The following is a 23,919-nucleotide window of genomic DNA, read 5'->3' as shown; positions in this document are numbered from 1 at the left end:
GACATGCCAGGCACAACCCCCACGGCCCGTGATCTGTATCACTCAGGAGTGGATCGCCGACCTCGCGAGCGAGCAGTACAGTCGGAACTGAACTTAGTTAGGTGACTGAGGCAACCACATTGCCTTGGGCTCCTGCACGGCGTCGCCCCTGGAAGGGGCTTGACGGAGGTAATTCCCATGGAAATTTCCATCGAGTTCGACAAGTGCTGCGGCGCGGGCCAGTGCGTGCTCGCCGCCCCGGAGGTCTTCGACCAGCGGGACGAGGACGGCATCGTCGTACTGCTCGACGAGAACCCGCCGGAGAGCGAGTACGAGAACGTGCGCCAGGCGGCCGCCGTCTGTCCCGCGGCCGCGATCGAGGTGCGCGGATGAGCTCCCCGGAGCGGATCGCCGTCGTCGGCGCCTCCGCGGCCGGCCTGAGCGTGGTGGAGGGCCTGCGCCGCGCGGGCTACGCGGGCAAGGTGACGCTGATCGGCGAGGAGAAACACCTTCCCTACGACCGGCCGCCGCTGTCCAAGCAGCTGCTCTCCGGCGAGTGGGACGTGGCCCGGCTTCAGCTGCGCGACGGCGAGGCGATCGAGGCGCTCGACCTGGATCTGCGGCTCGGTGTCGCTGCCGTGGCCCTGGATACCCGTAACCGTGAGGTCGCCCTCGCCGACGGCAGTCGGGTCGGTTACGACGCACTGGTGGTGGCCACCGGCGCGGCGGCTCGTCGGCTGCCCGGTACCGAGGGCGTGGCCGGAGTGCACGTGCTGCGCACCCTTGAGGACGCCCTCGCCTTCCGTGAGGCACTGCGCACGCGGCCCCGTCTGGCGATCGTGGGATCGGGCTTCGTCGGAGCCGAAGCGGCGGCGGTGGCCCGGGAGTTGGGTGCCGAGGTCACCATGGTCACCGATGTCGCCGTACCGCTCGCCGACGCGCTCGGCCCCGAGCTGGGGCGGATGCTCTCGGAGGTCCACCTCGAACACGGCGTGAGCATTGTGGCGGGGATGCTGGTCAAGGAGATCCTCGCCGAGAACGGCCGGGCCACCGGCGTCCGGCTCGCGGACGGCCGGGTGGTGGAGGCGGACGAGGTCCTGGTCGGCATCGGCGCCCGGCCCGGCACGACGTGGCTGGAGGGCAGCGGCATCGCGGTGGGCAACGGGGTGGAGTGCGACTCCACGCTGTACGCCGGGAGCGGGGTGTGGGCGGCCGGAGACGTCGCGAACTGGCTGCACCCACGCACCGGTGAGCCGACCCGGATCGAGCACCGGACCAACGCCGCAGAACAGGGTCTGGCCGTGGCCCGCAACATCCTGGCCGCGCCCGGCGAGGCGGTGCCCTTCAACCCGGTGCCGTACGTCTGGTCCGACCAGTACGACCTGAAGATCCAGATCTACGGCCGTACCCGCGGCGCGGACGAGGTGCGGATCGTCGAGGGCACCGTCGAGGACCGCAAGCTCGTCGCGCTCTACGGCAAGGACGGCCAGGTGTGCGGCGTGGTCGGCGTCAACATGCCCCGCGCGACCCGCACTTACCGCGCACTGGTCGCCGAAGCCGCCGAGTGGGACCAGGCCCCCGACACCGCACTCATCGGAAGGACCGCGTGATGACGAACACCCAAGCGCTCAAGGCCGGAGTCGTCGGCCTCGGCATGATCGGCGGGGGAGTCGCCGTCAGCCTCGCCCGCAGCGGGCGTGTCCCGGCGGTCTACGACATCAGGCCGGACGCCTCCGACAAGCTGGACGGCGTACCTGCCCCGCTCGCCTCACCCGCCGACGTCGCCCAGGCCTCCGACGTGGTGATGGTCGCGGTGGTCAACGCCGCCCAGGCCCGCACGGTGATCGCCGGAGACGGCGGCCTGCTGTCCGGCGCCCACCCGGGCCTGACGATCGTGCTGCAGTCCACCGTCGCGCTGCCCGTCGTCCACGAACTGGCCGAGCTGTGCGCCAAGGAGGAGGTCGGCTTCCTCGACTGCGGCGTCACCCCCGGCGACAAGGCCGCCGAGCACGGCATGGTCGCCATCATCGGCGGCGATCAGTCCGTCGTCGACCACGCCCGGCCCGTGCTGGACGACTGGGCCAAGAAGGTCGTGCACTGCGGCCCGCTGGGCGCCGGGATGGCCACCAAGATCGCCCGCAACGTCGTCACCTACGGAACCTGGCGCACCGTCACCGAGGCCGCCGCGCTGGCCGCCGCCGCGGACGTCGAACCGGCGCGACTGGCCGAGGTGATCGACAACGCCGACCCCGAGGGGCGGACCCTGCTCCAACTGCTGCGCATGCGCGGCGCCGACGGCACCCTGCCCGAGCCGATCGCCCGGCAGATCGAGCCGCTCATGACCAAGGACCTGGACGCCGCCCGCGACCTGGCCGCCACGCTCGGCGTCGACACCCCCCTCGTCGACGTCACCCGCGCGCAGGCCGAGCGCACCCTCGGACTGGACGCGGAGCCGGCCCCGTCGGCCGCCGACGAAGACCCGCTTCAGCGCGGCCTGGCGATGATGGACAAGGTCTACGGCCCGGGGTTCAGCACGAACATGCCGGAGCAGCTGGACCCGTACACCAGCGAAACCGTCAAGCACCTGTTCGGCGACATCTGGAACCGTCCGGACCTGTCCGTCCGCGACCGCCGGCTGCTGGTGATCGGCGCCACCGCCGCCCTCGGCCGCGCCGACCTCATGCAGATCCAGGTCGAAGGCGCCCTCGTCAACCAGGAACTGACGACGGACCAACTCAACGAAGTGGTCCTGCACCTCGCCTTCTACGTCGGCTGGGGCAACGCCACTTCCGCCCACCGCGGCATCTCCGCCGCCATCGCCGCACAGAGCACCGCCGCACAGAGCACCGCCAAGGAGTCCCGATGACCGACACCGTTGTGCAGCAGCCCGTCACCCGCGACCCGAGCCGTCCGCTGGACCCGCCCGCGGAGTTCACCCAGCTGCGCGAGGACCAGCCGATCCTCCGGGTGCGCTTCCCCAACGGTACGAGCGGCTGGCTGGTCACCCGCTTCGACGAGGGCAGCCAGGTCTTCAACGACCCGCGGATGAGCGCGAAGCGCGACCGTCACGACACCCCCGAGGGCGAGGAGCCCGAGGACCACGAGAACATGCCCTTCGACGTGGGGTTCGTCTTCATGGACGAGCCCGATCACGGCGCCTACCGTCGCCTGTTGACGGCCCGGTTCACCCCCAAGGCCGTTCAGAACAAGCTCCAGCCGTATCTCGACAAGATCGTCGACGAGCACCTAGACGCCATCGCCGCCGGGCCCGAGACCTTCGACTTCGTCGAGGCGATGTCGCTGCCGATCCCCTGCCTGATGATCTGTGAGCTGCTCGGCGTCCCGTACGAGGACCGCGACGGCTTCCACGAGGCCACGGTGGACATGATGGACATGGCCAAGACCAAGGAGGAGCGCGACAAGGGCGCGCACTGGCTGGTCAGCTACATCACCCACCTGGTGGCGGACAAACGCGAGTCCGGCGACACCGTCGGCATCCTCGCCGAGCTGATCAACAAGGCCGACGGCGAGGACTCGATCCTGTCCGAGCGGCAGCTGATCGGTCTCGGCGTCCTGCTGCTCTTCGCCGGCCACGACACCACCGCCGCCATGATGGGACTGTCCACGCTGACCCTGCTCACGCACCCGGAGCAGCGGCAGCAGATGCTGGACAACCCCGCGAAGGTGGGGCCCGCGATCGAGGAGCTGATGCGGTACCTGACCATCGTGCAGTTCGGTCTCGGCCGGACGGCGCTGGAGGACCTGGAGATCGGCGGCGCGCAGATCAAGAAGGGCGAGCTGGTGGTCGTGGCGATGAACGCCGCCAACCGTGACCCCCGCGCCTTCGAGAACCCCGACACCCTCGACGTCGACCGCAAGATGGTCCGTCACATGGGCTTCGGCTACGGCGTCCACGCCTGCCTGGGGCAGAACGTCGCGCGCGCCGAGCTCAGGACCGTCCTGCCCAAGCTCTTCGAGCGCTTCCCGAACCTGCGGCTCGCCACCCCGCTGGAAGAGGTACCAATGGACTTCACCGGTACGAACTACGGCGTCCGCAAGCTGATGGTCACCCGCTAGCGGCCAGGAGCGCACAGGCAGACGGGGTGGTGGCGTGCGCACTGCGCACGCCACCACCCCGAGGTGGGCTCTTTGGCCGTCCCCGGCAGGTGGGCTGCCGGCAAGGGAGACGAGCGCGTTGTGGAGTTAGGTGCGGCGTCTGGCTCACCGGTTCGGAAACGCCGCCGACAGCGGGGTCCGTGAGCGCCGACACCCGAGCGGCAGGACGGATGCGGGGTGGGCGGCGGTTCGGCCGCTGCTGCCGGCGGATGGCTGGATGCGCGGCCGGGGAGGCCGGCCCGCGTCCCCAACCTCACGGGTCAGTACACCTGGCACCTGTGACGGACCGGGCCAAACCCACTCCGCTCGCGGCCACCCGCAGCGAGCGCGCTCGGGCGGCGATCATGGCTGCCGCACTCGGCCTCCTCGGGGAGGCCGGATCTAAGGCGATGACCGACCAGTCGGCCTCCGCCCATGCTCACGCACGAACTGCTCGAGTGGCAGCCCGTCCAGCCTGGGCGTGGATGTACCGGTCACCGCCCGTGGCTCGGGTAGACGCTTTCACGGCCAGGCCCTTGATGCGGCAACGGTCTTCCGCCTGCCGAAGGGCGCGAGGTGAGCACGCTGGGAGTGTTGTACCGGCTGCGGCGGGCGGGGCTCTGGGTCAGATCTCGTTGTTCCACATGCGGAACAGGGCGCACTTGCCGTTCTCGTCGAACGTCACCGTCCATAGGTTGGCGAAGGTGCCCAGTTCCTTGTAGCGGCCGGTGCCTTCGATCGCCGCGGTGTCGCCATTGATGGCGAGCACCGTCCAGTCGAAGTCCCAGCCGCCCTCCTGCCACGATGCGCGGCCCTGCCAGCCTTCGACGATCGCGTCACGGCCGATCCAGTCGGTCTCGTAGGGCCACTCGTGATATTCGGCCTGTGGGGTGAACAGTGCGGCGATGTCCTTCTTGCTGTTGGTGGTCCAGGCACGTAGGTAGCCCTGCACTCAGCTGCGTACCCAATCTTCCGTCATCATCTCGGTTGCCTTTCTGTAACGGGAGCCATACGTCCACAGTGGCGGCTGGGTGATGGCGCAGTGGACCGCCTCGCCGATCGCCGGCTACCCGGCCCCCGCCCCGCAGCTGATGGACGAACTGACGCTGACCCTGCCGCGCAGGATCCGCCAGGAGACGGCTGCTGCCGTGGAAGCCGAGGGCGGTACGGGAGTCACGCACGGCTCCGAGGCGGTCGTCGACCGGTTGATCGACGACTTCAACCGCAAGGGACGCTTCAGCGGCGCCGGGTTCCACGCCTACGCGGACGGCAGGCGGACCGGCCCGTGGCCAGGGCTGACGGCGCATTTCACCGAGCCCGGCCATGAGATCCCCTTCGCGGACATGATGGAACGGATGCTCTTCGCCGAGGCTGTCGACACGGTCCGATGCTTCGACGAGGGAGTGCTCCGCTCCGTCCCCGAGGCCAACATCGGGTCGATCCTCGGTATCGGATTCCCGGGATGGAGCGGAGGCGTCATCCAGTACATCAACCAGTACGAGGGCGGCCCGGCCGGCTTCGTCGCCCGGGCGCGCGACCTCGCGGAGCGGTACGGCGAGCGTTTCGTTCCTCCCGCCTCGCTGGTCGAGCAGGCCGAGAAGGGCGAACTGTTCAGCTGAGCCCGGGTGTACCGGGGTCACAGCGGAGCAGTCCAGGCGGCGCCGGATCCGGTCAGCTTGAACGCGGCGACTGTGACTGCCGCGAGGAGCACGGTGGCAATCAGAAGGGGCAGGGCAGGGGCGCCGTGCAGAGCTGCGGCGGCGCCGACAAGGGCGCCGACGAGCATGGCGACCGTGGAGAGGGTACGCCGTCCGGCCTTGCCGCCGCTGCCTCCGGCGGCTCGGCTGTCGGAGGCGATGCCGGTGATGGTGAGGGTCAATACAGTCGTGGTCAGGTCGGGGACGGCAAGGGCTCGGGATGTGGCGTTCTGGACGCCCAGACCGAGCCCGAGGAGCGCGATCAGCCCGTAACGGGCGACGCCCGCGTACGGGGCGCCGACGGTCTGGGCGATGACGTACGCGACCAGAATGAGGAGCGTCTCCAGCACCAGCGCTTGGTGCAGCAAACGCCCGCGGTGACGGGCCCGGTGCGCGACGCGGCCGCCCAGCAGGGCGCCGACGGCGAACGCGGCAAGCGCCGCCAGCGAGGCGGCCAGGGAGAATCCGGCGGCGCCGATGATGGCGAAGCCGAAGAAGACGACGTTGCCGGTCATGTTGGCGACGAAGACATGCCCCAGCAGCAGATAGCTGAAGGCGTCCACAAGCCCGGTCACCACCGTCAGCGCGAGCATCAGTGGCGGGAGAGGGCCGTGCCGTCCCCTCAAGTCGGGGACCATGGTGGTCCATGCGTCCCGCAAGGCGACAGACATGACGGCGCTCCGTTCACGAGGCCCGGAAGTGCGGTGTACCTCCGGTGGATCCACTCCAGCCTCAGGCGGACCCCGGCCTCGCGTCCAACATATGGATGTGCGCTCAGCGATCTGTTCTGCCGATCAATCTTGCGTGCCGCTCCACGACGTCGAGGAAAGCGGCGGCGGCAGGAGCCAGCCGTTTGCTGTCGTAGACCACGGAGACGTCGTGCACCGCTGCCGCATCTCTCAGGCGGAGTGCCCGGGCGCCGTCGGGCAGAACACCGTGGGGGTGTGGGCCGAGGGGGGATCCGGCCGCGAAGACGGACCAGCGCGGTACGACGGTGACGCCGACACCGCGTGCGGCCAGCCGGACCATGTCGTACACCTGGCCGACCTCGAAGTGCCGGCCCGGTTCCACGCCGGCTCGCGCGAATGCGGCCTCGACCTGGTGGCGCAGTCCGGTGCCCTGCGCGAACTGGATGAGCTGATGATTCCGCGGCAGGTCGGCGAGGTCGATCACGTCCCGGTCCGCCAGCGGGTGATCGTGCGGGACGATCACCATGAGCGGGTCGCTGCCCAGCAGCCGGTGATCGAGGCCGTCCGGCACCTCGTGCGAGCCGAGGCCGACCACGGCGACGTCCAGGCGGCCGGACAGGACGGCGGCGGTCATCTCCGAGCTGGGAGCGTTGGCGACGTGGAAGTCGATACCGGGATGGCGGACGTGATACTCGGCCATCAACTCGACCATGTCGATCGAACCGGCGAGCGTCTGGACCAGGCCCAGCCGCAGCCGCCCGACGCGCAGGCCCGCCAGCGCGTCGACCGCGGCCTGCGCGTTGTCGACGTCAGCCAGGATGCGCCGGGCCAGCGGTTCGAGCAGTTCACCGGCGGCCGTCAGTCGCACCGACCGGCTCGTACGGCTGAACAGCGCGGCGCCGACGGTCGTCTCCAGGCGGGCGATCTGCTGACTGAGCGCGGATTGCGCGACGTAGCAATTCGCTGCGGCCTGCGTGAAGTTACGCGTCTCGACGACAGCGAGGAAGTACTTCAGATGGCGCAGTTCCATCTCTCATGCCGATCGACTTGAGCAAGGCGATGTGCTGGACCGATCCATTCTGGTGCCCTCAATCCGATTCCGCTCGCCTGACCCGTTCAATCCCGTCGAGCAGCAGATCCAGCCCGAACCGGAACTCCTCGCGCAGCGGCACGGAGGTCAGCTCCTCGGCCGCGGCCGTCGTGGCCGGGTAGGCGGCCGGATCAAGGGAGCGGTAGTAGTCCCGCAGTTGCGCCTCGTCCTCGGGTCGCGCGGCTCCGGGGCCGTGCTGCTGGATGGCGAAGCCGACGACGTAGTGGCCGAGTGCGGTGAAGGCGCGGGCGGCCAGGCCGATCGAGAATCCATGGCTCAGGAGCAGTCCGAGGATGCGCTCACGGTTGACGAGGCCGTTGGGGCCGACGGGCACCTGCGCCACCAGCAGGGGCAGCGCGTTGGGATGCCGGCACAGGGTGTCGTAGAAGGCCTCCGCGCCCAATGTCGCGGCTTCACGCCAGGACAGACCGTCCAGGGCTTCCGACGGAACCCTCACCTCGCCGAAGATCCGGTCGACCACATGGGTCAGCAGTTCGTCCTTGCCACTGAAGTGCCGGTAGAGCGTCGCCGTACCCGACTCCAGAGTGTCTGCCAGCATCCGCAGGGTGAGTGCCTGAACTCCGACCTCGTCCACGAGTTTCAGTGCCACGTCGATGATGCGGCCGACATCCAGGGGCGGACGGCCCCGACGGTAGGTTGGAGTGGGCGGGCGGCTCGCCCACCAGGCGGGACTCCCCGGGACGGCGGGCACTTCTGAAGCCACGAAATCTTCCCTCCTCGTCGAGGCATCGAGAGTATCCGGATACTTGCGGAGTCAAAGTATCCATAATAATAGTTTCGGTGCTAGCGTAGCCGTTATGTGCCGCAGCACCGCTTCCACGACCGAAACCAGGCAGAACGGGTAAAGGTGGCGGAGGTGGATTTTTCTCCCCTGTTACTGCTTGACAGGCTGGCGCCGGCCCCAGTGGACCTGCCAGCCTTCGACATGGTCGAGAACGTTCTCCAGGCCCATCACCGTGGCGAATCCAGCCTTGGACAGTCCGGAGGCCACCAGTTGCATGGCGAGGCTCTCCTGGTGGGGCGTTTGATTCCGGATGGCCAGCCCACCGTGATCGGTTGGCGCGTAGAACCACTTCAGTCGTTCAGCCTCCGCTCCCGGCGTCAGTGGGGAGCCGCACGGGGCGACGGCCACCTGCTCCGGCGTCAGGGAGCGCGACCATGCCGCTGCCGCACTGGACATGGTGGCAGCACCGCTTCACGTTCCGGGGCCGTGGCGCTGGGCACCAGCCGCGATGAGCTCTCAGCCGACACGGGACTCCTCCGTGTCCTCGGACACGTCCAGCGTCACCTTGATGGCGTCGCCTCTCCGCTCCGCGTATGTGTCAAAGGCTTCTATGACGTCATCGAGGGCGAAATGGTGTGTCACCAGTTCGGAGGCGCGGAGCCGTCCGCGGCCCGCCGGCGAAACCGCTCTGGCCACTGAGCCCGTCCCCTCGCCCCGGACTGTCTCGATGGAGATGCCGTTCATCACCGCGGGGTTGAGGTCAGCCAGGACCGGCCGGTCGAAGAACCCGACGAGCACGACCTTCCCGGAACGCTTGGCCATGTGCAGAGCGTCGTTGACCGCGCTCGGGGCTCCCGAGCACTCCAGGACGATGTCGGCGCCCTGTCCCGCGGTTGCGCCGCGGACCGCCACGACGGCGTCTTCCTCACGGGAGTTGACGGTCAGGTCGGCCCCGAATTTCCTGCCGATCACCAGTCGGGAATCCCGCGTCCCGATCAGAGCGACCACCTGGGCCCCGAGCTCGCGGGCGACTTGCACCGCGAGGAGCCCGATGGGAGATCCGCAGCCCTGCAGTTCGCCATCGAGGGCATCGGCATGGCGCTGGCTCCGGAGAACGCTGTGCCCAGTGCCTGGTCGAAGCATGCGCGGAGGATCGGCTTCGGCGTTTTCCGTGAACTCGTCGCCCATAGCCGGAAGCAGCCGTCCCAGCTGGCGGAGAAGTGTCAGAACATGCTCACCTCGGCGCAGCTCCCGCTGACGGCCCGACATGAACTGCCGTCCGGCGCGCTCTGCTGCTGACACGTGTGTCAACTGTGATCATGGCGCCAGGGCCGCGTGCAGGATCGGCCTGTCGAGTTGCAAATCGAGGTCCTGGTCGTCCCCGGGACCGTGAGCGCGGTGGGTTGAGGCTTGTCACGCCGTCCGCCTGGCGTGCCCGCCAAGCCGTCAAGGATCGAGTCAGAACCGGAATCCTCCGGCATTGGCAAGCCGGTGAGGCGCTCCGTGGAAGCCGTCGTGGACTGGGGTGTCCGGCCGGGTCCAGAGATCGGCAGTGGCCGTTGTCGGTGGGGCCGGCCTTCGGGGCGAGTTGCTCGGGTCCCGAACCGTTCTGCTGGACGACGAATCCCGCAACGTGGTGGCCGATCGCGGTGAACGCGCGGCCCGCCTGATCCAACCCCGGGTCAGCGCTCGGATCCCCGCTTCTTCGATGAACTGCCGCGCCATGTCCACGACCTTGCCCGCGTCCACCGGTGGCCTCCTCCGCCGGTGGGCCGGAACCGGCGGGCGGCACGCCCACCGGTCTGGACTCCCTGGGATGCCAGACCTATCCGAGGTAGTTGAAGCTTCACTTGCCCCGACCACCCAATTACGGATTCCTTGTAGCCGTAAAGTGCTTTTCGGTGCTAGCGTAGCCGTTATGACCTCCAGCACCACACCCACGATTCCGAGTCGCATGCGGGCCGCCCGCGCCGACCGGTTCGGCGCAGCTCAGGACGTCTTCGAGGTGGTCGACGACGTGCCGACCCCCACGCCGGGCGAGGGTGAAGTCCTTGTGCGGCAACGGGCCACCTCGGTCAATCCGATCGACTGCCGCAGACGGAGCGGATACGGCCGGCAGCTGATGAAGCTGCGGGGGCTCACCGGGTTTCCCCTCGTCCTGGGCAACGACATCTCCGGGGACATCGTGGCTGTCGGCCTCGGTGTCACCTCTCTGAAGCCCGGGGACGCCGTATTCGGCGCCAAAAGGCCCTCGCCGCAGGGGACGTACTCCGAATACTGCGTCGTCCAGGCCGACGATGTCGTGGCCAAGCCCGAAGAGCTGTCCTACCGCGAAGCCGCCGCGCTGCCTTACGCGTTCCTGTCGGCCTGGGCCGCGTTGAGAGATGCCGGGTTCCGGCCAGAGACCGCTACCGGAAAGCGGGTGTTCCTGCAGGGCGGCTCGGGCGGCACGGGCGTGGTCACCCTGCAGGTCTGCAAGGCGCTGGGCGCCCATGTGGCCACCACGGCCGGGCCCGCGGGCGTTGAACTGTGCGAGAGTCTCGGCGCAGATCAGGTGATCAACTACCGGACACAGGACTTCGCAGACGATCTGCGCGGCTTCGACTTCGCAATCTGCCTGGCCGACGACGCCGACGAGCGGAAGATGCTCTCCATCCTGCGCCGCGGACCAGGCGCCGGCTACGGCACGCTCGTACACCCCCTGATGCGCCTTGTCGATGACAAGGGCCTGCTTCTCGGTGGGGTTCAGGCCGCCGCAACCCTCATCGGCCGACGCCTCCGTGAAGCTCTGCACCGTCGACGTTACGGCTGGAGCCTGTTCGGCCCCGACCGCGCGGCACTGGAACTGCTGGCCCGCCTGGCCGCCGAGGGCAAGGTGCGCGCCGTCATCGACCAGACGTATCCACTGACTGACATCGCCGCGGCTCAGGAGTACGTCGAACGCGGACGTGCAAAGGGGAAAGTCGTTGTCGACATCACCTGATCATGTACTGATCGCAGGAGCGGGTGTCGGTGGGCTGACCACCGCAGTGGCCCTCCAGCGGCGTGGGATCCCGTGGACGATCATCGAGGCGGCACCGCGGCCGACGGCGATCAACACGAGCATCCTCCTGCAGAACAACACCGTGCAGGTGCTCAGCGAGCTGAACATCGGCCGTCAGGTGGCAGCGAAGGGGCAGCGAGTCGCACACACCTCGATCATGTCGGTCACCGGCAAGGTCCTCACCGAGGTGCGCGCCGAGGACGTAGAAGGGACCGTCGGCTCTCCCGCACTCGGGATCCATCGCGCTGACCTGCACGAGGTTCTCGTCTCCGAGCTTCGCGACGGATGCCTGCTCACGGGTGATCCTGTGATCGGATTCGAGATGAGCGCCGGTGGAGTAGCGGTGTACCTGCGCTCGGGGGAGCGTCTGCAGGGGCGCGGTCTGGTGGCCGCGGACGGCATCGGCTCCCTGGTCCGAGCACGCCTGCACGGCGATCGACCGGCCGTCCACGCGGGGACGACCTGCCTACGGGGGGTCACCGAGGTGTCGGCGGACCTTCCCGACGAGGTACTTGAATGGTGGGGATACCGGCTGCAGTTCGGGATCATCCCGCTGTCTGACGGACGCAGCTCCTGGTTCGCGCTGATACCGACGCCGACCCGCCCCGTGCCGGATCCGGCGGACCGTCTCACGTTCTATCAACGGCTCTACCGCGAATTCCCCGCCCAGGTGCGGGACTTGCTGGCCGCCACCGCGCCCGAGAACACCATCGAGGTCGAGCTGCGACACGGGCCGTGGCGCGGCGGATCCGGCGCCGTGACGCTGCTTGGGGACGCCGCACATCCGATGCTGCCCAATCTCGGGCAGGGAGCCGGTCAGGCCATCGAGGACGCCGCGGTGCTGGCGCGCCGCCTGGACACCACTGCCTCAGTGGCCGACGCCTTCAGGAACTACGAACAGGAACGCCGCGCGCGGGTCCGCTGGATCCAGCGTCAGGCGATTCGTATGAACCATCTCGCTTCCGTGCCCCGAGGGCCGCTCAGCACCGCACGGGACGCCGTGCTGCGTGGGCTGCCTGCCCGAGTCGAGCGCACCTCCGTGATGCGCATGTTCGACGGAGCCCACACATGACGCCTCCACACGTGACACCTTCCGAGACGTACAGCGACGCCTTTGTCGACGAGGAATCCCGTTTCACCTGGGTGAACGGAGTGCGGGTGCACTTCAAACGGGAAGGCAACGGTTCCCCGCTGCTCCTGCTGCACGGCAGTGGTTCCTCACTGCAGGCCTTCGACCCCATCGCCGACGACCTCAGGACCGCCTGCGAGGTCATCAGGCTCGACCTGCCGGCCTTCGGCCTCACCGGCCCCCGCCCCGACCGGGATTACCGCATCGAGGCCTACGTGTCCTTCGTGGCGGAATTCCTCTCCGGCCTGGGCCTCGACAAGCTGAACGTGGCCGGCAGTTCGCTGGGCGGAAACATCGCCTGGAACCTGGCGGTCGAGCACCCGGAGCGGGTGCAGAAGCTGATCCTGATGAACGCCACCGGATATCCCGAGAAGTCCTTGCCGACGGCACTGAAGATGGCCCGCAACCCCCTGCTGCGCCCACTCCTTCGCCGGTGGGCACCGAGCGGCGCGGCCGAGCAGAACCTGCGTTCCTCCGTCGGCCCGCGCATGCACGTGGACCAGGCCCTGATCGACAGGGTCACCGCGATGATGAACCGGCCGGGCAACCGGTCCGCCTTCATCGATTTCGCCAACACCGGCCAGGCCGACCGCTCCGGCCGGATCGCTGAGATCGTCGCCCCGACGCTGGTCCTGCGCGGCGACCTGATCGACGGCCAGCACTTCCACCGGGACATCCCCGGCAGCCACGAAGTCGTCCTCACGGGCATCGGGCACCTCATGCCCGAAGAAGCCCGCGCGGAAGTCAGCGAAGCCATCCGCTCGCATCTGGGGCTTCCCTCCTCGACCACCCAGGAATGAGTCCCGCGCCGCTACGAGGAATTGAGTTCCGCCATGCCCCAGATCTACCGAGCCAGGGGCGAGAACCTCCCCCTGAACCCGGACACCCGCAGCCGCCTGCGGGGAAGCTTCATCGAGCTGTCCGACGGCACCACGCACTACGAACTCACCGGACCCGACGACGGTGAACTGGTCTTCCTCCTCGGGGGTCTCACCGTCCCGCTGTTCTACTGGGACGGCGTCGTGGACCATCTGCACCGCCGAGGTCTGCGCACCCTCACTTACAGCGCCTACGGCCGCGGCTATTCGGACCGCGTCGCGGGGCCGTACGACCGTGATCTATTCGTGCGCCAGGCACACGACCTGGTGAAGGCTCTCGACGTCCCGCAGTCCTGGCACACCGCGGGCTCCTCCATGGGGGCACTCACCGCCCTGGGCCTGCTGCGGCACACTCACGAACAGACGAAGTCACTGACCCTGCTCGGCCCGGCGGGATTCACCGAGGGCGACGCCCCGCCCGTACGGCTGGCCACCACGCCCACCATCGGCTCGTTCCTCGGCAAACGCCTGGGTCAACTCCTGCTGCGCGCGCACCTGTCGCACAACGTCCGCACCCCCGCACAGGTTCGGGCGCTCACCGACATGGTGTGTGACACGTACCGCTGCGAGGGCTCGATGTACGCCCTCCTCGCCACACTGCGCGATTACGACTTTCACCGTCAGCAGGACCTCTACCGGCTGGCGGGGCGCCTCGGCACGCCCACGCTGCTCCTTTGGGGCGAGGAGGACAAGGTCACCCCGGTCAGCAAACTTCCCGAGGTCAAAGCTCTGTTGAACCCACAGGTCTGCCAAGTCGTCGCCGGATGCGGGCACATGGTGCCTTTCGAGTACCCGGAGAAGACAGCGGTAGAAATGGCGGACTTCTTCGCCGGATTCTGAACGCCCCCGGCCGATGACAGAACGAGGAACAGCATGGAGAACACAACGATGTGCGCTCTGATGCAGCAGACCATCTCCGAGCACGGGGACGCGGTGGCGCTGCGGGACGCCGACAGCAAGTCGGTGCTGACATGGCGCGAGTACGGGCAACGCGTCGAGAGAGTGGCGCGCGGACAGCCGCCGAGGGCTCGTCCGCCGACGCAGACGGCCACGGCGTCGGCCAGGTTGCCCAGGGTCCTGGGCGACTCCACCGGCGGCCGTGTCCTCACCTATCTGCCGGATGCTCACGTCGTCAACCGGTTCAGTGCCCACTACGCGCCCATGGCGCTCCAGTCCACCACAGTCACCCTCAACGAGCCCACGCGACTTCTGGAGATCTTGCAACAGGTGCGCCCGACCGAATTCGTCGGCGTACCGATGCTGTGGTACCGCATCATCGGGTCGATCCAGGCCGGCCTGGATCAGCAGTCGGGGCTCAAGGGCTCACTCGCCCGTTGGGCCCTGCGTACCGGCAGGGCCCGGGCGCAGGCCACTTTGGTGGGGCGCGGGCGCCCGCCCCGGTCCCGGCTCCCTGAACTGGTCGCGGACCGCCTTCTGCTCGCCAGGATTCGCAGGCAGATCGGCCTGGACCAAGCCGGCAGCGTCATCACCGGTTCCGCACCACTTGATCAGGACGCGATGGTCTTCCTGTTCGCGCTGGGCCTGCCGATCAGCGAGGCCTGGGGCATGTCCGAAACCACCGGTGTCACCACCCTCAACACCGCGTCGAAGCCGCGCCTCGGCACCGTCGGAACCCCCCTGCCCGGCACGGAGGTCCGGGTGGCCGACGACGGTGAGCTCCTGGTCCGCAACGCCGCGCTCATGAAGGGATACCGCGGCGACCCCGCCAGGACGTCCGAGACCATCGACTGCGACGGCTGGATCCACACCGGGGACGTCGGCAGCATCGACGCCGACGGCTACGTGACCATCGTCGACCGCAAGAAGGAGCTGATCATCAACGCGTCGGGCAAGAATATGTCGCCCGCCAACATCGAGAACGTGCTGCAGATCGCCTGCCCCCTCGTCGCGGCCGCCATCGCGATCGGTGACCGCCGTCCCCATGTCAGCGCGCTGTTCACCCTCGACCCGGACGCCGCTCAGGCCTTCGCCGCCCAGCGCGGCTTGGCCGATACGTCACTTGCCGCACTGGCCGCCTCCCCGCAGATAAAGGCCGCCGTACAGCAGGGCGTTGACGCCGCCAACGCGCGGCTCTCCCGTGTTGAGTACATCCGCTCATGGACCATCCTGCCCCACACCTGGGAACCGGGGGGCGACGAACTGACCCCCACCCTGAAGCTCAGGCGCCGCTCCATTACCACCAAGTACGCCGCCGAAATCGAGAGGCTCCATACGGCAGGTGATTAGCGGACGTTGCTCGGCGTCCGGCAGCGAGCAGGGAGACGGTCATCGGAGTTCCGCCGGGTACCTCATGTATCGGCTCACGGCTGACGAACTGATCTCGCGCCGGACAACTGTCCGGCGCGAGACCTGTCGCTGTCATGGCGAGCACGGTCGTCGCGAGGTGCCGATGACCCTGGCACGACTGCGGAAGCGGAACCATGAGAAGTCGTCGTTGCCTGCCAGGCGAAAGCCGACGGCCACTGGGCGGCCGAGGAGATCCGAATGGACGGTGTGGTCGGCCGCATCCATCCCGGCCCGCACCCTGGTCCCCGCTCCGATCGTCCCTGGCTCCAGCCCGCCCCCGCTCTCCCGGTCCGGACGGGGGTCTCGCGGACATACTCGTGGTGCTGCGTTCCGGAGAGATCCACCTCTGCCTCATCGCCCCGGACCCCGGCTCGCCCGACATCGCCTCCGCGATGCTCGTCGAGCAGGAGATGCGCCTCGTCGTCCCGCGTTCGCATCCACTGGCCGAGCGTGTGTCGATCCGGCTGGCCGAAGCCGCGGACGAGACCTTCGTGGCGATGCAGTCTGCCTACGGGACGCGGCAGATCGCCGATGAACTGTGCCGAGCGGCAGGATTCGAAGCACGAATCGCCTTCGAGGGCGACGACACGGAGATGGTGCGCGGTCTCGTCGGATCGGGCCTGGGCCTTGCGCTGCTCCCGTACGGACACACATCCCACCCGGCCGTTGTGGATGTCCCGCTCACCGAGCCACCGGGCACACGGAAGATCTGCCTCGCCTGGCTGTCGGGCACGGTGGAACCCGCTCCGGTGACGCTCTTCCGTGAATTCCTGCTGGAGCGCAAGGAGCGGCTGCTGCCCATGCGCTGACGCCTGTCCATCTCAGCCTTCGCCCTCGGCCTTTTGGGGTGGCGTCGGTCCGCTCGGGCCCAGCGCGTAGGGAATCTGTGCCGAAGAGCGGTCGGCGAGCAGGGAGAGCCTCCGGAGCGATTCACTGGGAACCGACGACGGCCCGCAGGACGGTCTGCGGAGGGCAGACAACCCCGGTGATCCCAATGCGGGTGTAAATCCCCGCTTCGAAACCCCTCGGCACGTCTGCGGATCTGGCCGCGCGTCGCGTCAAGGCATCGAAGGAGATCGGCACGATGACCGCACCTGACACTGTGCCCCTGCACACCCTCGCGGAAGACAATCTGGCGGCGACGAGTCCGGATCTGCTGCATGCGATGTTGAAGACGCTCGTCGACGCGATCACGTCTGCGGAGACGGATGCCCTCTGCAACGCCGAATACGGGCAGGACAGCGACGAACGCGTCAACCATCGCAACGGATACCGCCCGCGCGAGTGGGACACCGGCGCCGGGGTCTACGACCTCACCGCCGACACGGGCTGGGCCAACGTCAGCACCTACCACGACACCTCAGTCTTCGCCGATACCTCCATCCGCCGCTGGTGGAGGTCCGAGGCCGCCTGGATTATCAGCAGGCCACCCGCTTGCTGATCACCGCCGTCGCGGGCGGCTCGAACAGCTACCGCTACCGGGTCTGGAAGTCGGAACTGACAGCGCTTACGGTCGAGTTGGGCTTGGTCGATCACCGTCTGCCACTACTCACGGGCGCGTCGAAGTGGAACAGGATCGAACACCGGATGATCTCCCACATCACGATGAACTGGCGAGCCAGGCCCCTGACCAGCCACGAAGTAGTTGTGAATGCCATCGCCTCCACCACCACCCGCACCGGTCTGCGTATACGGCGGTCAGTCCTTGACGGAGCCGGTGGCGAGTCCGCCTTGCCAGTGGCGCTGGAGAAGGAGGAATGCCGCGACCAGGGGGAGGATCGAGACGAGAGATCCGGTGATGACGATGGAGAAGAGGGCGTGGGCGCCGCCCAGTCCGCCGGCTTGGGCCTGCCATTGGGCGAGGCCGATGGTCACGGGGTAGAGCTTGGGGTCGTTGAGCATGATGAGCGGCAGGAAGTAGTTGTTCCAGCTGGCCACGAGTTGGAAAAGCAGGACGGTGACGAATCCCGGCAGGAGCAGGCGGAAGCCCACCTGCCAGAAGATGCGGAAGGCACCGGCGCCGTCCATGCGCGCGGCGTCGATGAGGCTGTCGGGGACGGCGCTGTCGGCGTAGACCCGCATCAGGTAGAGGCCGAAGGGGCTCACGAGCATGGGCACGATGACCGCGAGCGGGGTGTTGACCAGGCCGATCTTACTGAACAGCAAGTAGGTGGGGATGGTCAGGACGGTGCTGGGGACCATGATGGAGCCCAGAACGAGGGAGAAGAGCAGATTGCGGCCTGGGAAGCGGAACTTGGCGAGGGCGTATCCGCCCAGTGCCGCCAGGAAGGCCGATCCGACAGCGCTGATCCCGGCGTAGAGCGCGGTGTTGAGCAGCCAGCGGCCGTATATGCCGTCGTTGTAGGTGAATACGTCGTGGAGGTTGCCGAAGAGGTCGAAGCCGCCGCCGAACCACAGCCCGAAGGTGGAGAACAGGGAGCCGTTGTTCTTGGTGGCCGAGACGACGAGCCAGAACAGCGGCAGCAGGAAGTACACCAGGCAGGCCAGCATCAGCAGGGTGAGCAGATTGCTGGGGCGGCGGGCGGAAGCGGTTTGGCTGTTCATGACCGGCGGATCCTCCGATGGGACGCGAGCTGGACGGCGTAGGAGACGACCACGATCACCGCGCCGAGCAGGAAGGACACGGCCGAGGAGTAGTTCACTTCCTGGTTGGTGAACACGAGCGTGTAGGCGTACATGTTCGGGGTGTACGAGGTGCTGATGGCGTCCGGCGCGATCGTGGACAGCAGCTTGGGCTCGTTGAACAGCTGGAAGGTGCCGATCACCGAGAAGATCACGCAGAGCAGCAGCGCCTGCCGGATCGCGGGGATCTTGATGTGCCACGCGACGCGCCAGGCGCCGGCGCCGTCCACGGCGGCCGCCTCGTACAGAGTGGCCGGGACCGACTGGAGCGCGGCGAACAGAATGATCATGTTGTAGCCGATGAACTCCCAGGTCACGATGTTGCCGAGGGAGGCCAGAATCCAGTCCGGCGTGAGGAATCCGGGGGCGTCCAGGCCGACACCCCGGGCCAGTTGGGCGAAGGGGCCGAAGTCCGGGCCGTACAGGTAGCCCCACATGAGGGCGGCGATGACGCTGGGGATCGCGTACGGAATGAAGATGCCGAGCCGGATGAGGCGCGCGAAGCGCAGTCGGCCGCTGTCCAGAACGAGGGCGAAGAAGAGCGCGGCGCCCAGCATGACGGGCACCTGGACGACCAGGAACCGCGCCATCCGCAGCACGCCGTCGCGGAACAGCGGATCGTCCAGAGCCTGACGGTAGTTGGCGAGCCCGGCGAAGACGTTGCCGCCGACCAACTGCTCGCGGAAGAGGCTGAGGTAGCCGGCGTAGCCGAGGGGGATCACGAGCAGGGCGACGAACAGGATCATGAAGGGGGCGACGAACGCATACGCGCCCAGCGCCTCGCGGGTGGATCGTCGCCATGCGCGGCGGGGTGCTCGGCCGGCGGGCGGCGGGACGGGGTGCGCGGCTGCCGACGGGGTGGTCTGGCTCATGTCGTACCTTCCCTCCGCCCCCGCGGACGCCGGTGGTGACCGTGCCGGTGTCCGCGGGGGCTGGGTGTCCTCCGGTCAGCTGCCGCCGACGGTGAAGCCCTGCTTCTTGGCGTATGCGGTGACCGAGTCCTGCCACTGGGTGAGAGCGGCGGTGAGGTCCTGCTTGCGGGTCATCGCCTTGCCGACGGTGTCGTTGAAGTCGCTGAAGACGTAGTCCTGGACGGGACTCCAGGTGAAGTCCGTCTTGACCGTCTTGGAGATGTCGGAGAAGACCTGGTTCACCTTCTGGCCGCCGAAGAACGGCAGCGACGTGTCCAGGAACGTCTTGTCGTTGAGCAGCGCCGTCGTGGCGGGGAAGAGGGACTGCTTGGAGGCCAGCATCTTCGTCGACGCGGGGTCGGTGTTCAGGAACTGGGCGAATGCGGCCGCGGCGGCTGGGTGCTTGCTGCTGCGGACGACGGCGCTCGTGGAGCCGCCGGTGTTCCCGGAAGCCGACTCTCCCGCGCTCCACTGGGGGAGCGGGGCGACGCGCCACTTGCCCGACGTCCCCTTCGCGGTTCCCTGGAGGAACATCGGGCCCCAGGCGGCGGTGAGCCAGGTGGCGTACTTGCCGCTCGCCAGGCCGCGGTACCACTGGTCGGTGAAGTCCGGGTCGGTCGAGACGGCGCCCGACTTCACCAGGCCGCTCCAGTAGTCGGTCACCTTCTTGGCGGGCGCGTCGGCGATGTTCACGTTGAGGCTCGTGGCCGAGCTGCTCGTGAACGGCCGTGATCCCGCCTGCCAGAGCAGACCGGTGAAGACCGCGCCGTTGCTCGGGGACGCGTTGGTCAGATACGCCTTCGGGTCGGCCTTGTGGAGCTTCTCGGCTGCGGCCGCGAACTCCGCCCAGGACGTGGGGACCTTGATGTCGTACTTGTCGAATATGTCCTTGCGATACAGCATGCCCATCGGACCGGTGTCCTGCGGGATGGCGTAGACGGAGGAGCCCTGCGAGACCTGACCCCAGGCCCACGGCTGGAACTTGCTCTTGATCTTGTCGGCCCCGTACGGCGCCAGGTCGAGCAGGCTCTTGGTGATGGTGAAGGAGGAGACCTCGTGTGCTTCGAGCTGTACGACGTCGGGGGCGCCGCTGCCCGCCTTCAGGGCGGTACGGAGCTTGGGGTACTCGGCGGCGGGCTGCCCGGCGTTGACGACCTTGACCTTTATGTTCGGGTACTTCTTCTCGAAGAGCTTGGCCTCGTCCTCGATGCCGTCCACCCAGCTCCAGAACTCGATGGTGGCCGGCTTCTTCAGCTCGGCGGCCATGTCGACGGGCTTGGTGCCGCCGCCCGCGTCCGCTCCGGACGTACCCCCGGAGCAAGCCGTCAGCACCAGCAGGGCGAGCCCGCCCGCGGCCACGGTGAGCAGGCGCGAACGCCGGCCCGTTGTCGGAGACCTCATCGTCTCTCCTCCTGTCGTTCGGTGTCCCGCTCGATGAGCACCCGGACATCCCAGGGGCCGAGTGAAAACTCCGATCCGGCGTCGAGCGTCTCGCCGGACAGCAGATCCATGGCGGCCACGGGCACGCGCACGGGCGCCTTCTCCCATGACCAGTTGCTGACGAACCGCAGCCGCCGTCCGTCGGCCGCGCGCGCTCCGGTGACGGTGACCGAGCCGGGCGTGGCGTCCCACGGGTCCTCGGGCAGCGTCGTCTCCGCCACCCAGCGGGCCAGCCCCCGCGCCATGGCGGCGTCGGGCAGCGTGCCGAGATAGGTGACCCGGCCGGCTCCGTGCTCGTTCGTCACGACGGCGGGCCAGCGGCCCGCATGCGGGTGTTCGTACCAGGCCAGGGGCGTGGCGGTGTCCGGTACGAGGGCGTCCGCCCAGGCCGTCGCGTGGCCGTCGAACCCCCTTACGGGCACCGGTTCGGCGAGGTTGGTGTACTCCAGGTAGTGCGCCCCGACGGCCTCGCGCAGGACTCCGGGCATGACCCGGGGGCGCGGCCTGGCGTCATGGTCCGCATACCCGGAACGGAAGGTCAGGAGGAGGTGGCCGCCGTGGTGCGCGTACTGCTCCAGCAGCTCCAGAAGTTCGTCGCTTGCCACATACAGCGCGGGCACCACCAGCACCGGCCAGCGGGCGGCGAGCGCCGCCGGGTCCGTCCCGAGCTGTTCCGGGCTCAGTACGGCGGCCTGGAGGCCGGCGTGGAACAGGCCCTGGTGGAGGGCGGAGACGACACGGTCGTAGGTCCCGGGGTCCGGGTCCCCGCCGTTCCTTGTCGCGATGGGCGGCTGGAACTCCAGCGCCCACTTGCTCTCCAGCGAGTACAGGATCGCGACATCGGCGTCGGGCTCCAGGCCCGCGAGCACGTCCCCGGCCTGGTGTAGTTCGGCGCCGGTGCGGCTCAGCTCCTCGTAGCAGCGGCCCGGTTCCAGGCTGTGCCCGAGGACTCCGCCCCAGTACGTCTCATGGCCGAAGTGCAGGGAGTGCCAGTGCCAGTACTCCACTGCCGCGGCGCCCCGGGCCACCATCGCCCACACGGCCTGGCGCCACTGGCCGTCGTAGGCCGGGTAGTTGACGTGCGACTCGCCGATCGACTGGGCGTGCGTCTCGGTGACGAGGAAGGGCTCGCGGCGTATCCCGTACGACAGGTCGGACTTGAGGTACAGCGCCCAGGCGCCGGACCAGGGCAGCCACCACGGGCGGCCCGCCGCGGGCGGGTCGGTGGGGGCAGGGTGCCGCATGCCGTCCTGCATCGGGAAGTAGATGTTGGTGGCGGTGACGTCCAGCCGCTGCCCGAGCGCGACTTCGTCGAGGGCGCTGCGACCCATGTCAATGCACGTCGTGACGAACTGGCCGGGGGCCGCGAGCTCACGCACGATATCGGCCTGCCAGCCGATGAAGTCGGTGGTCAGCCGGGCCTGGTAGCGGCGCCATGCCAGGTCGTAGGACGGGGTGCTGTTGCCGTCCGGTGTCCACAGCTGGGACCAGTCGGCTATGCGGTGGGACCAGTAGGTGAGCCCCCAGCGGTCGTTGAGGGTCTCGACGTCTCCGTAGGTCGTACGGAGATGATCGACGAAGCCCTGGAACACGGCGGGATTGTGCAGCAGGTGGATACCGGGTTCGTTGTCGACCTGCCAGCCGATGACCGCAGGGTGGTCGGCGTAGCGCGCGACGATCTTCCGGACGAGCCGCTCGGCCAGGTGCCGGAAGGCGGGGTGCGTGAAGTCCGCGTCCTGTCGGCCGCCGTACGGGACGGGCTCGCCGGACTTCCAATGCGCCGCCGTCTCCGGGTACTTGTGGCGCAGCCACGGCGGGACGGCGTAGGTCGGTGTGCCGATGATGACCGAGATGTCCCGGGCGTGGGCCTCGTCGAGGACCGGCTGGAGCCAGTCGAGGTCGAAGCGGCCTTCCTCGGGCTCCCAGGTCGACCACACGGACTCGCCGACGCGGATGAGTGAGAATCCGGCCTGTGCCATCAGGTCGAGGTCGGTGGTGAGCCGTTCGTAGGGCTGGTACTCCGCGTAATAGGCGGCTCCGAAGAGGATCCTGCCGGGAGGATTGGTAGCGTTAACAATCTTGGCCTGGTGCGGCTGCTGCGACGTGTTCATGAGATCGGTTCCCCCGTGTCAGTCCCGGGCCGCCGGGCCCGTGCTGCTGCGTACGATCAACTCGGGCTCGACCACGGTCAGTCCGTCCCGCTCCGCCGTGCCCTCTATCTGCTCCACCAGCAGGTCGAGGGCGAGCCGACCCGCCTCGTCGAAGTCCTGCCGCACCGTCGTCAACGGCGGCCAGAAAAACGCGGCCTCCGGGATGTCGTCGAAGCCCACCAGGCTCACATCACCCGGTACGTCCAGGCCCGCCTCGCGCAGCGCGAGGAGCACGCCGAGCGCCATCTGGTCATTTGCCGCGAAGATCGCGGTGACGTTCTTGCGCCGGACCAGCCGCCGGCCCTGTTCATAACCCGACTGAGCCGTCCAGTCGCCGCGCAGCGGAGGCGGCGCCTTGCGTCCCGCCTCGGTGAGCGCCGTCCGCCAGGCGGTCTCGCGGACCTGCGCCGACGGCCAGTCCACCGGTCCCGCGACATGCCAGACGGTCTGGTGGCCGAGGGACAGCAGATGCTCCGTGGCCTTCCGGGCCCCCGCGTACTGCGCGATGCCCACCACGGGGGCGGACTCCTGCTCGATGTCCACATCCACCACGACCACGGGCGTCTCTTTGGTCAGATGCCGCAGCGCGTCCGCCGCCCAGTCGTGCGGCGCGGCCAGGATGACCCCGGCCAGCGACTCCGACATCAGGCTGCGCATCACCTCTTCGCCCGAGTGCTGACCTGCGGACTCCAGCGTGGTAACCCGCACGGTGTACCCGGCGTCGCGGGCTGCCTGCTCGATACCGAACAGCGTGCTCGCGGGACCGTACAGCCTCGTGTCGAACGCGACCACTCCAAGCACCCGCGACCTGCCGGTCACCAGTGTCCGCGCCGCGCTGTTGGGCCGGTACCCCAGCTCCGTCACCGCCGCCAGTACTCGCGCCCGCGTGCTGGCCTTGACCCCGGGGTTCTCGTTGAGCACCCGCGACACGGTCATCACCGACACCTTCGCCAGCCGCGCCACGTCGCCGAGAACCGCTGGGCGCCCGGCCCGGTCAGTGGACGGCGTCACAGGGCATCACTGGGCATCACTTGAAGATCGCTCCCTTGTGTTTCTTGGATGTTGCGCTGGACGTTAACGTTAACAAGGCGTGGGATTCAAGACCCCTGCGTAGGAATCTGGG

Annotated in this window: 21 protein-coding genes and 2 pseudogenes; 12 read left to right on the top strand and 11 right to left on the bottom strand. The window is 68.4% G+C overall.

Annotated elements, in window-relative coordinates:
- The first annotated feature begins 177 nt into the window (after positions 1-177).
- From OG266_RS00715 to OG266_RS00700, 4 genes are read left to right on the top strand one after another with little or no spacing between them, the layout of a single operon-like run.
- Positions 178-372: a ferredoxin gene (locus tag OG266_RS00715; RefSeq protein ID WP_332880759.1), complete on the top strand. Its 195-nt coding sequence runs from the start codon at positions 178-180 to the stop codon at positions 370-372.
- Complete coding sequence (locus tag OG266_RS00710; RefSeq protein ID WP_371541414.1) at positions 369-1,589, top strand: NAD(P)/FAD-dependent oxidoreductase; 1,221 nt, start codon at positions 369-371, stop codon at positions 1,587-1,589. Before OG266_RS00715 ends, OG266_RS00710 begins: the two co-directional genes overlap by 4 nt.
- Positions 1,589-2,845 (top strand): NAD(P)-binding domain-containing protein, encoded by a 1,257-nt coding sequence (locus OG266_RS00705; protein ID WP_371541412.1) that lies wholly within the window; start codon positions 1,589-1,591, stop codon positions 2,843-2,845. The genes OG266_RS00710 and OG266_RS00705 overlap by 1 nt, the downstream gene beginning before the upstream one ends.
- Entirely contained in the window at positions 2,842-4,056 is a 1,215-nt protein-coding gene (locus tag OG266_RS00700; RefSeq protein ID WP_371541409.1) for a cytochrome P450, read from the top strand. Before OG266_RS00705 ends, OG266_RS00700 begins: the two co-directional genes overlap by 4 nt.
- Before the next feature lie 643 nt (positions 4,057-4,699).
- On the opposite strand, the gene OG266_RS00695 is transcribed toward OG266_RS00700, so the two are convergent.
- Positions 4,700-5,026, bottom strand: coding sequence for a nuclear transport factor 2 family protein (locus OG266_RS00695; RefSeq protein WP_371541407.1), 327 nt, complete (start codon positions 5,024-5,026; stop codon positions 4,700-4,702).
- Positions 5,027-5,135: 109 nt separating this feature from the next.
- Between OG266_RS00695 and OG266_RS00690 the strand changes: the two are divergent.
- Positions 5,136-5,693 (top strand): annotated as a pseudogene (locus OG266_RS00690) (3-hydroxyacyl-CoA dehydrogenase); the annotation flags it as partial.
- A gap of 17 nt (positions 5,694-5,710) precedes the next feature.
- On the opposite strand, the gene OG266_RS00685 reads toward OG266_RS00690, so the two are convergent.
- The 5 genes from OG266_RS00685 to OG266_RS00665 all read right to left on the bottom strand — a co-directional run bounded on the left by OG266_RS00685 (position 5,711) and on the right by OG266_RS00665 (position 9,483).
- Positions 5,711-6,442, bottom strand: coding sequence for a YoaK family protein (locus tag OG266_RS00685; RefSeq protein ID WP_371541405.1), 732 nt, complete (start codon positions 6,440-6,442; stop codon positions 5,711-5,713).
- A 103-nt stretch (positions 6,443-6,545) separates the two neighbouring features.
- Positions 6,546-7,490, bottom strand: coding sequence for a LysR family transcriptional regulator (locus tag OG266_RS00680; protein ID WP_371541402.1), 945 nt, complete (start codon positions 7,488-7,490; stop codon positions 6,546-6,548).
- 58 nt (positions 7,491-7,548) lie between these two features.
- Positions 7,549-8,160, bottom strand: a complete 612-nt coding sequence (locus OG266_RS00675) for a TetR/AcrR family transcriptional regulator (protein WP_371541400.1) — start codon at positions 8,158-8,160, stop codon at positions 7,549-7,551.
- 285 nt (positions 8,161-8,445) lie between these two features.
- Entirely contained in the window at positions 8,446-8,751 is a 306-nt protein-coding gene (locus OG266_RS00670) for a DUF3500 domain-containing protein (protein WP_371541398.1), read from the bottom strand.
- A gap of 60 nt (positions 8,752-8,811) precedes the next feature.
- On the bottom strand, positions 8,812-9,483 hold the full coding sequence (locus tag OG266_RS00665) for a zinc-binding dehydrogenase (protein ID WP_371541395.1): 672 nt from the start codon (positions 9,481-9,483) through the stop codon (positions 8,812-8,814).
- Positions 9,484-10,213: 730 nt separating this feature from the next.
- Between OG266_RS00665 and OG266_RS00660 the strand changes: the two genes are divergently transcribed.
- The 7 genes and pseudogenes from OG266_RS00660 to OG266_RS00630 all read left to right on the top strand — a co-directional run.
- Positions 10,214-11,278, top strand: coding sequence for a zinc-binding dehydrogenase (locus OG266_RS00660; protein WP_371541392.1), 1,065 nt, complete (start codon positions 10,214-10,216; stop codon positions 11,276-11,278).
- Positions 11,262-12,410: an FAD-dependent monooxygenase gene (locus OG266_RS00655; RefSeq protein WP_371541390.1), complete on the top strand. Its 1,149-nt coding sequence runs from the start codon at positions 11,262-11,264 to the stop codon at positions 12,408-12,410. The genes OG266_RS00660 and OG266_RS00655 overlap by 17 nt, the downstream gene beginning before the upstream one ends.
- Entirely contained in the window at positions 12,407-13,267 is an 861-nt protein-coding gene (locus tag OG266_RS00650) for an alpha/beta fold hydrolase (RefSeq protein WP_371541387.1), read from the top strand. Before OG266_RS00655 ends, OG266_RS00650 begins: the two co-directional genes overlap by 4 nt.
- 33 nt (positions 13,268-13,300) lie before the next feature.
- Positions 13,301-14,185, top strand: a complete 885-nt coding sequence (locus OG266_RS00645; protein ID WP_371541384.1) for an alpha/beta fold hydrolase — start codon at positions 13,301-13,303, stop codon at positions 14,183-14,185.
- A 33-nt stretch (positions 14,186-14,218) separates the two neighbouring features.
- Complete coding sequence (locus OG266_RS00640) at positions 14,219-15,592, top strand: long-chain fatty acid--CoA ligase (RefSeq protein WP_371541381.1); 1,374 nt, start codon at positions 14,219-14,221, stop codon at positions 15,590-15,592.
- A gap of 377 nt (positions 15,593-15,969) precedes the next feature.
- A complete protein-coding gene (locus OG266_RS00635) occupies positions 15,970-16,461 on the top strand; it encodes a LysR substrate-binding domain-containing protein (RefSeq protein ID WP_371541378.1) in 492 nt (163 codons plus the stop codon).
- Positions 16,462-16,736: 275 nt separating this feature from the next.
- Positions 16,737-17,347: pseudogene (locus OG266_RS00630) on the top strand (transposase); the annotation flags it as partial.
- 3 nt (positions 17,348-17,350) lie between these two features.
- Here OG266_RS00630 and OG266_RS00625 read toward each other — a convergent pair.
- The 5 genes from OG266_RS00625 to OG266_RS00605 form a co-directional block, all read right to left on the bottom strand.
- On the bottom strand, positions 17,351-18,217 hold the full coding sequence (locus OG266_RS00625; RefSeq protein WP_371541375.1) for a carbohydrate ABC transporter permease: 867 nt from the start codon (positions 18,215-18,217) through the stop codon (positions 17,351-17,353).
- Positions 18,214-19,167, bottom strand: a complete 954-nt coding sequence (locus OG266_RS00620; RefSeq protein WP_371541373.1) for a carbohydrate ABC transporter permease — start codon at positions 19,165-19,167, stop codon at positions 18,214-18,216. Before OG266_RS00620 ends, OG266_RS00625 begins: the two co-directional genes overlap by 4 nt.
- Positions 19,168-19,242: 75 nt before the next feature.
- Positions 19,243-20,607 (bottom strand): ABC transporter substrate-binding protein, encoded by a 1,365-nt coding sequence (locus OG266_RS00615; RefSeq protein ID WP_371541371.1) that lies wholly within the window; start codon positions 20,605-20,607, stop codon positions 19,243-19,245.
- Positions 20,604-22,757: a beta-galactosidase gene (locus OG266_RS00610; protein WP_371541369.1), complete on the bottom strand. Its 2,154-nt coding sequence runs from the start codon at positions 22,755-22,757 to the stop codon at positions 20,604-20,606. Before OG266_RS00610 ends, OG266_RS00615 begins: the two co-directional genes overlap by 4 nt.
- Positions 22,758-22,775: 18 nt before the next feature.
- Positions 22,776-23,807 (bottom strand): LacI family DNA-binding transcriptional regulator, encoded by a 1,032-nt coding sequence (locus OG266_RS00605; RefSeq protein ID WP_371541367.1) that lies wholly within the window; start codon positions 23,805-23,807, stop codon positions 22,776-22,778.
- Between the last annotated feature and the right edge of the window lie 112 nt (positions 23,808-23,919).

This window comes from Streptomyces sp. NBC_00554, assembly GCF_041431135.1.
In the GTDB taxonomy this organism is placed as follows: Bacteria; Actinomycetota; Actinomycetes; order Streptomycetales; family Streptomycetaceae; genus Streptomyces.
Note: the sequence above shows the minus strand (reverse complement) of the source record. Positions and strands in the feature narration are given on the sequence as shown.

Bases quoted from the DNA above. Each gene is read 5' to 3' on its own strand.
- OG266_RS00715 (WP_332880759.1), top strand. From the start codon at position 178: ATGGAAATTTCCATCGAGTTCGACAAGTGCTGCGGCGCGGGCCAGTGC.
- OG266_RS00710 (WP_371541414.1), top strand. From the start codon at position 369: ATGAGCTCCCCGGAGCGGATCGCCGTCGTCGGCGCCTCCGCGGCCGGC.
- OG266_RS00705 (WP_371541412.1), top strand. From the start codon at position 1,589: ATGACGAACACCCAAGCGCTCAAGGCCGGAGTCGTCGGCCTCGGCATG.
- OG266_RS00700 (WP_371541409.1), top strand. From the start codon at position 2,842: ATGACCGACACCGTTGTGCAGCAGCCCGTCACCCGCGACCCGAGCCGT.
- OG266_RS00685 (WP_371541405.1), bottom strand. From the start codon at position 6,442: ATGTCTGTCGCCTTGCGGGACGCATGGACCACCATGGTCCCCGACTTG.
- OG266_RS00680 (WP_371541402.1), bottom strand. From the start codon at position 7,490: ATGGAACTGCGCCATCTGAAGTACTTCCTCGCTGTCGTCGAGACGCGT.
- OG266_RS00670 (WP_371541398.1), bottom strand. From the start codon at position 8,751: ATGTCCAGTGCGGCAGCGGCATGGTCGCGCTCCCTGACGCCGGAGCAG.
- OG266_RS00665 (WP_371541395.1), bottom strand. From the start codon at position 9,483: ATGGGCGACGAGTTCACGGAAAACGCCGAAGCCGATCCTCCGCGCATG.
- OG266_RS00660 (WP_371541392.1), top strand. From the start codon at position 10,214: ATGACCTCCAGCACCACACCCACGATTCCGAGTCGCATGCGGGCCGCC.
- OG266_RS00650 (WP_371541387.1), top strand. From the start codon at position 12,407: ATGACGCCTCCACACGTGACACCTTCCGAGACGTACAGCGACGCCTTT.
- OG266_RS00645 (WP_371541384.1), top strand. From the start codon at position 13,301: ATGCCCCAGATCTACCGAGCCAGGGGCGAGAACCTCCCCCTGAACCCG.
- OG266_RS00640 (WP_371541381.1), top strand. From the start codon at position 14,219: ATGGAGAACACAACGATGTGCGCTCTGATGCAGCAGACCATCTCCGAG.
- OG266_RS00625 (WP_371541375.1), bottom strand. From the start codon at position 18,217: ATGAACAGCCAAACCGCTTCCGCCCGCCGCCCCAGCAATCTGCTCACC.
- OG266_RS00620 (WP_371541373.1), bottom strand. From the start codon at position 19,167: ATGAGCCAGACCACCCCGTCGGCAGCCGCGCACCCCGTCCCGCCGCCC.
- OG266_RS00615 (WP_371541371.1), bottom strand. From the start codon at position 20,607: ATGAGGTCTCCGACAACGGGCCGGCGTTCGCGCCTGCTCACCGTGGCC.
- OG266_RS00610 (WP_371541369.1), bottom strand. From the start codon at position 22,757: ATGAACACGTCGCAGCAGCCGCACCAGGCCAAGATTGTTAACGCTACC.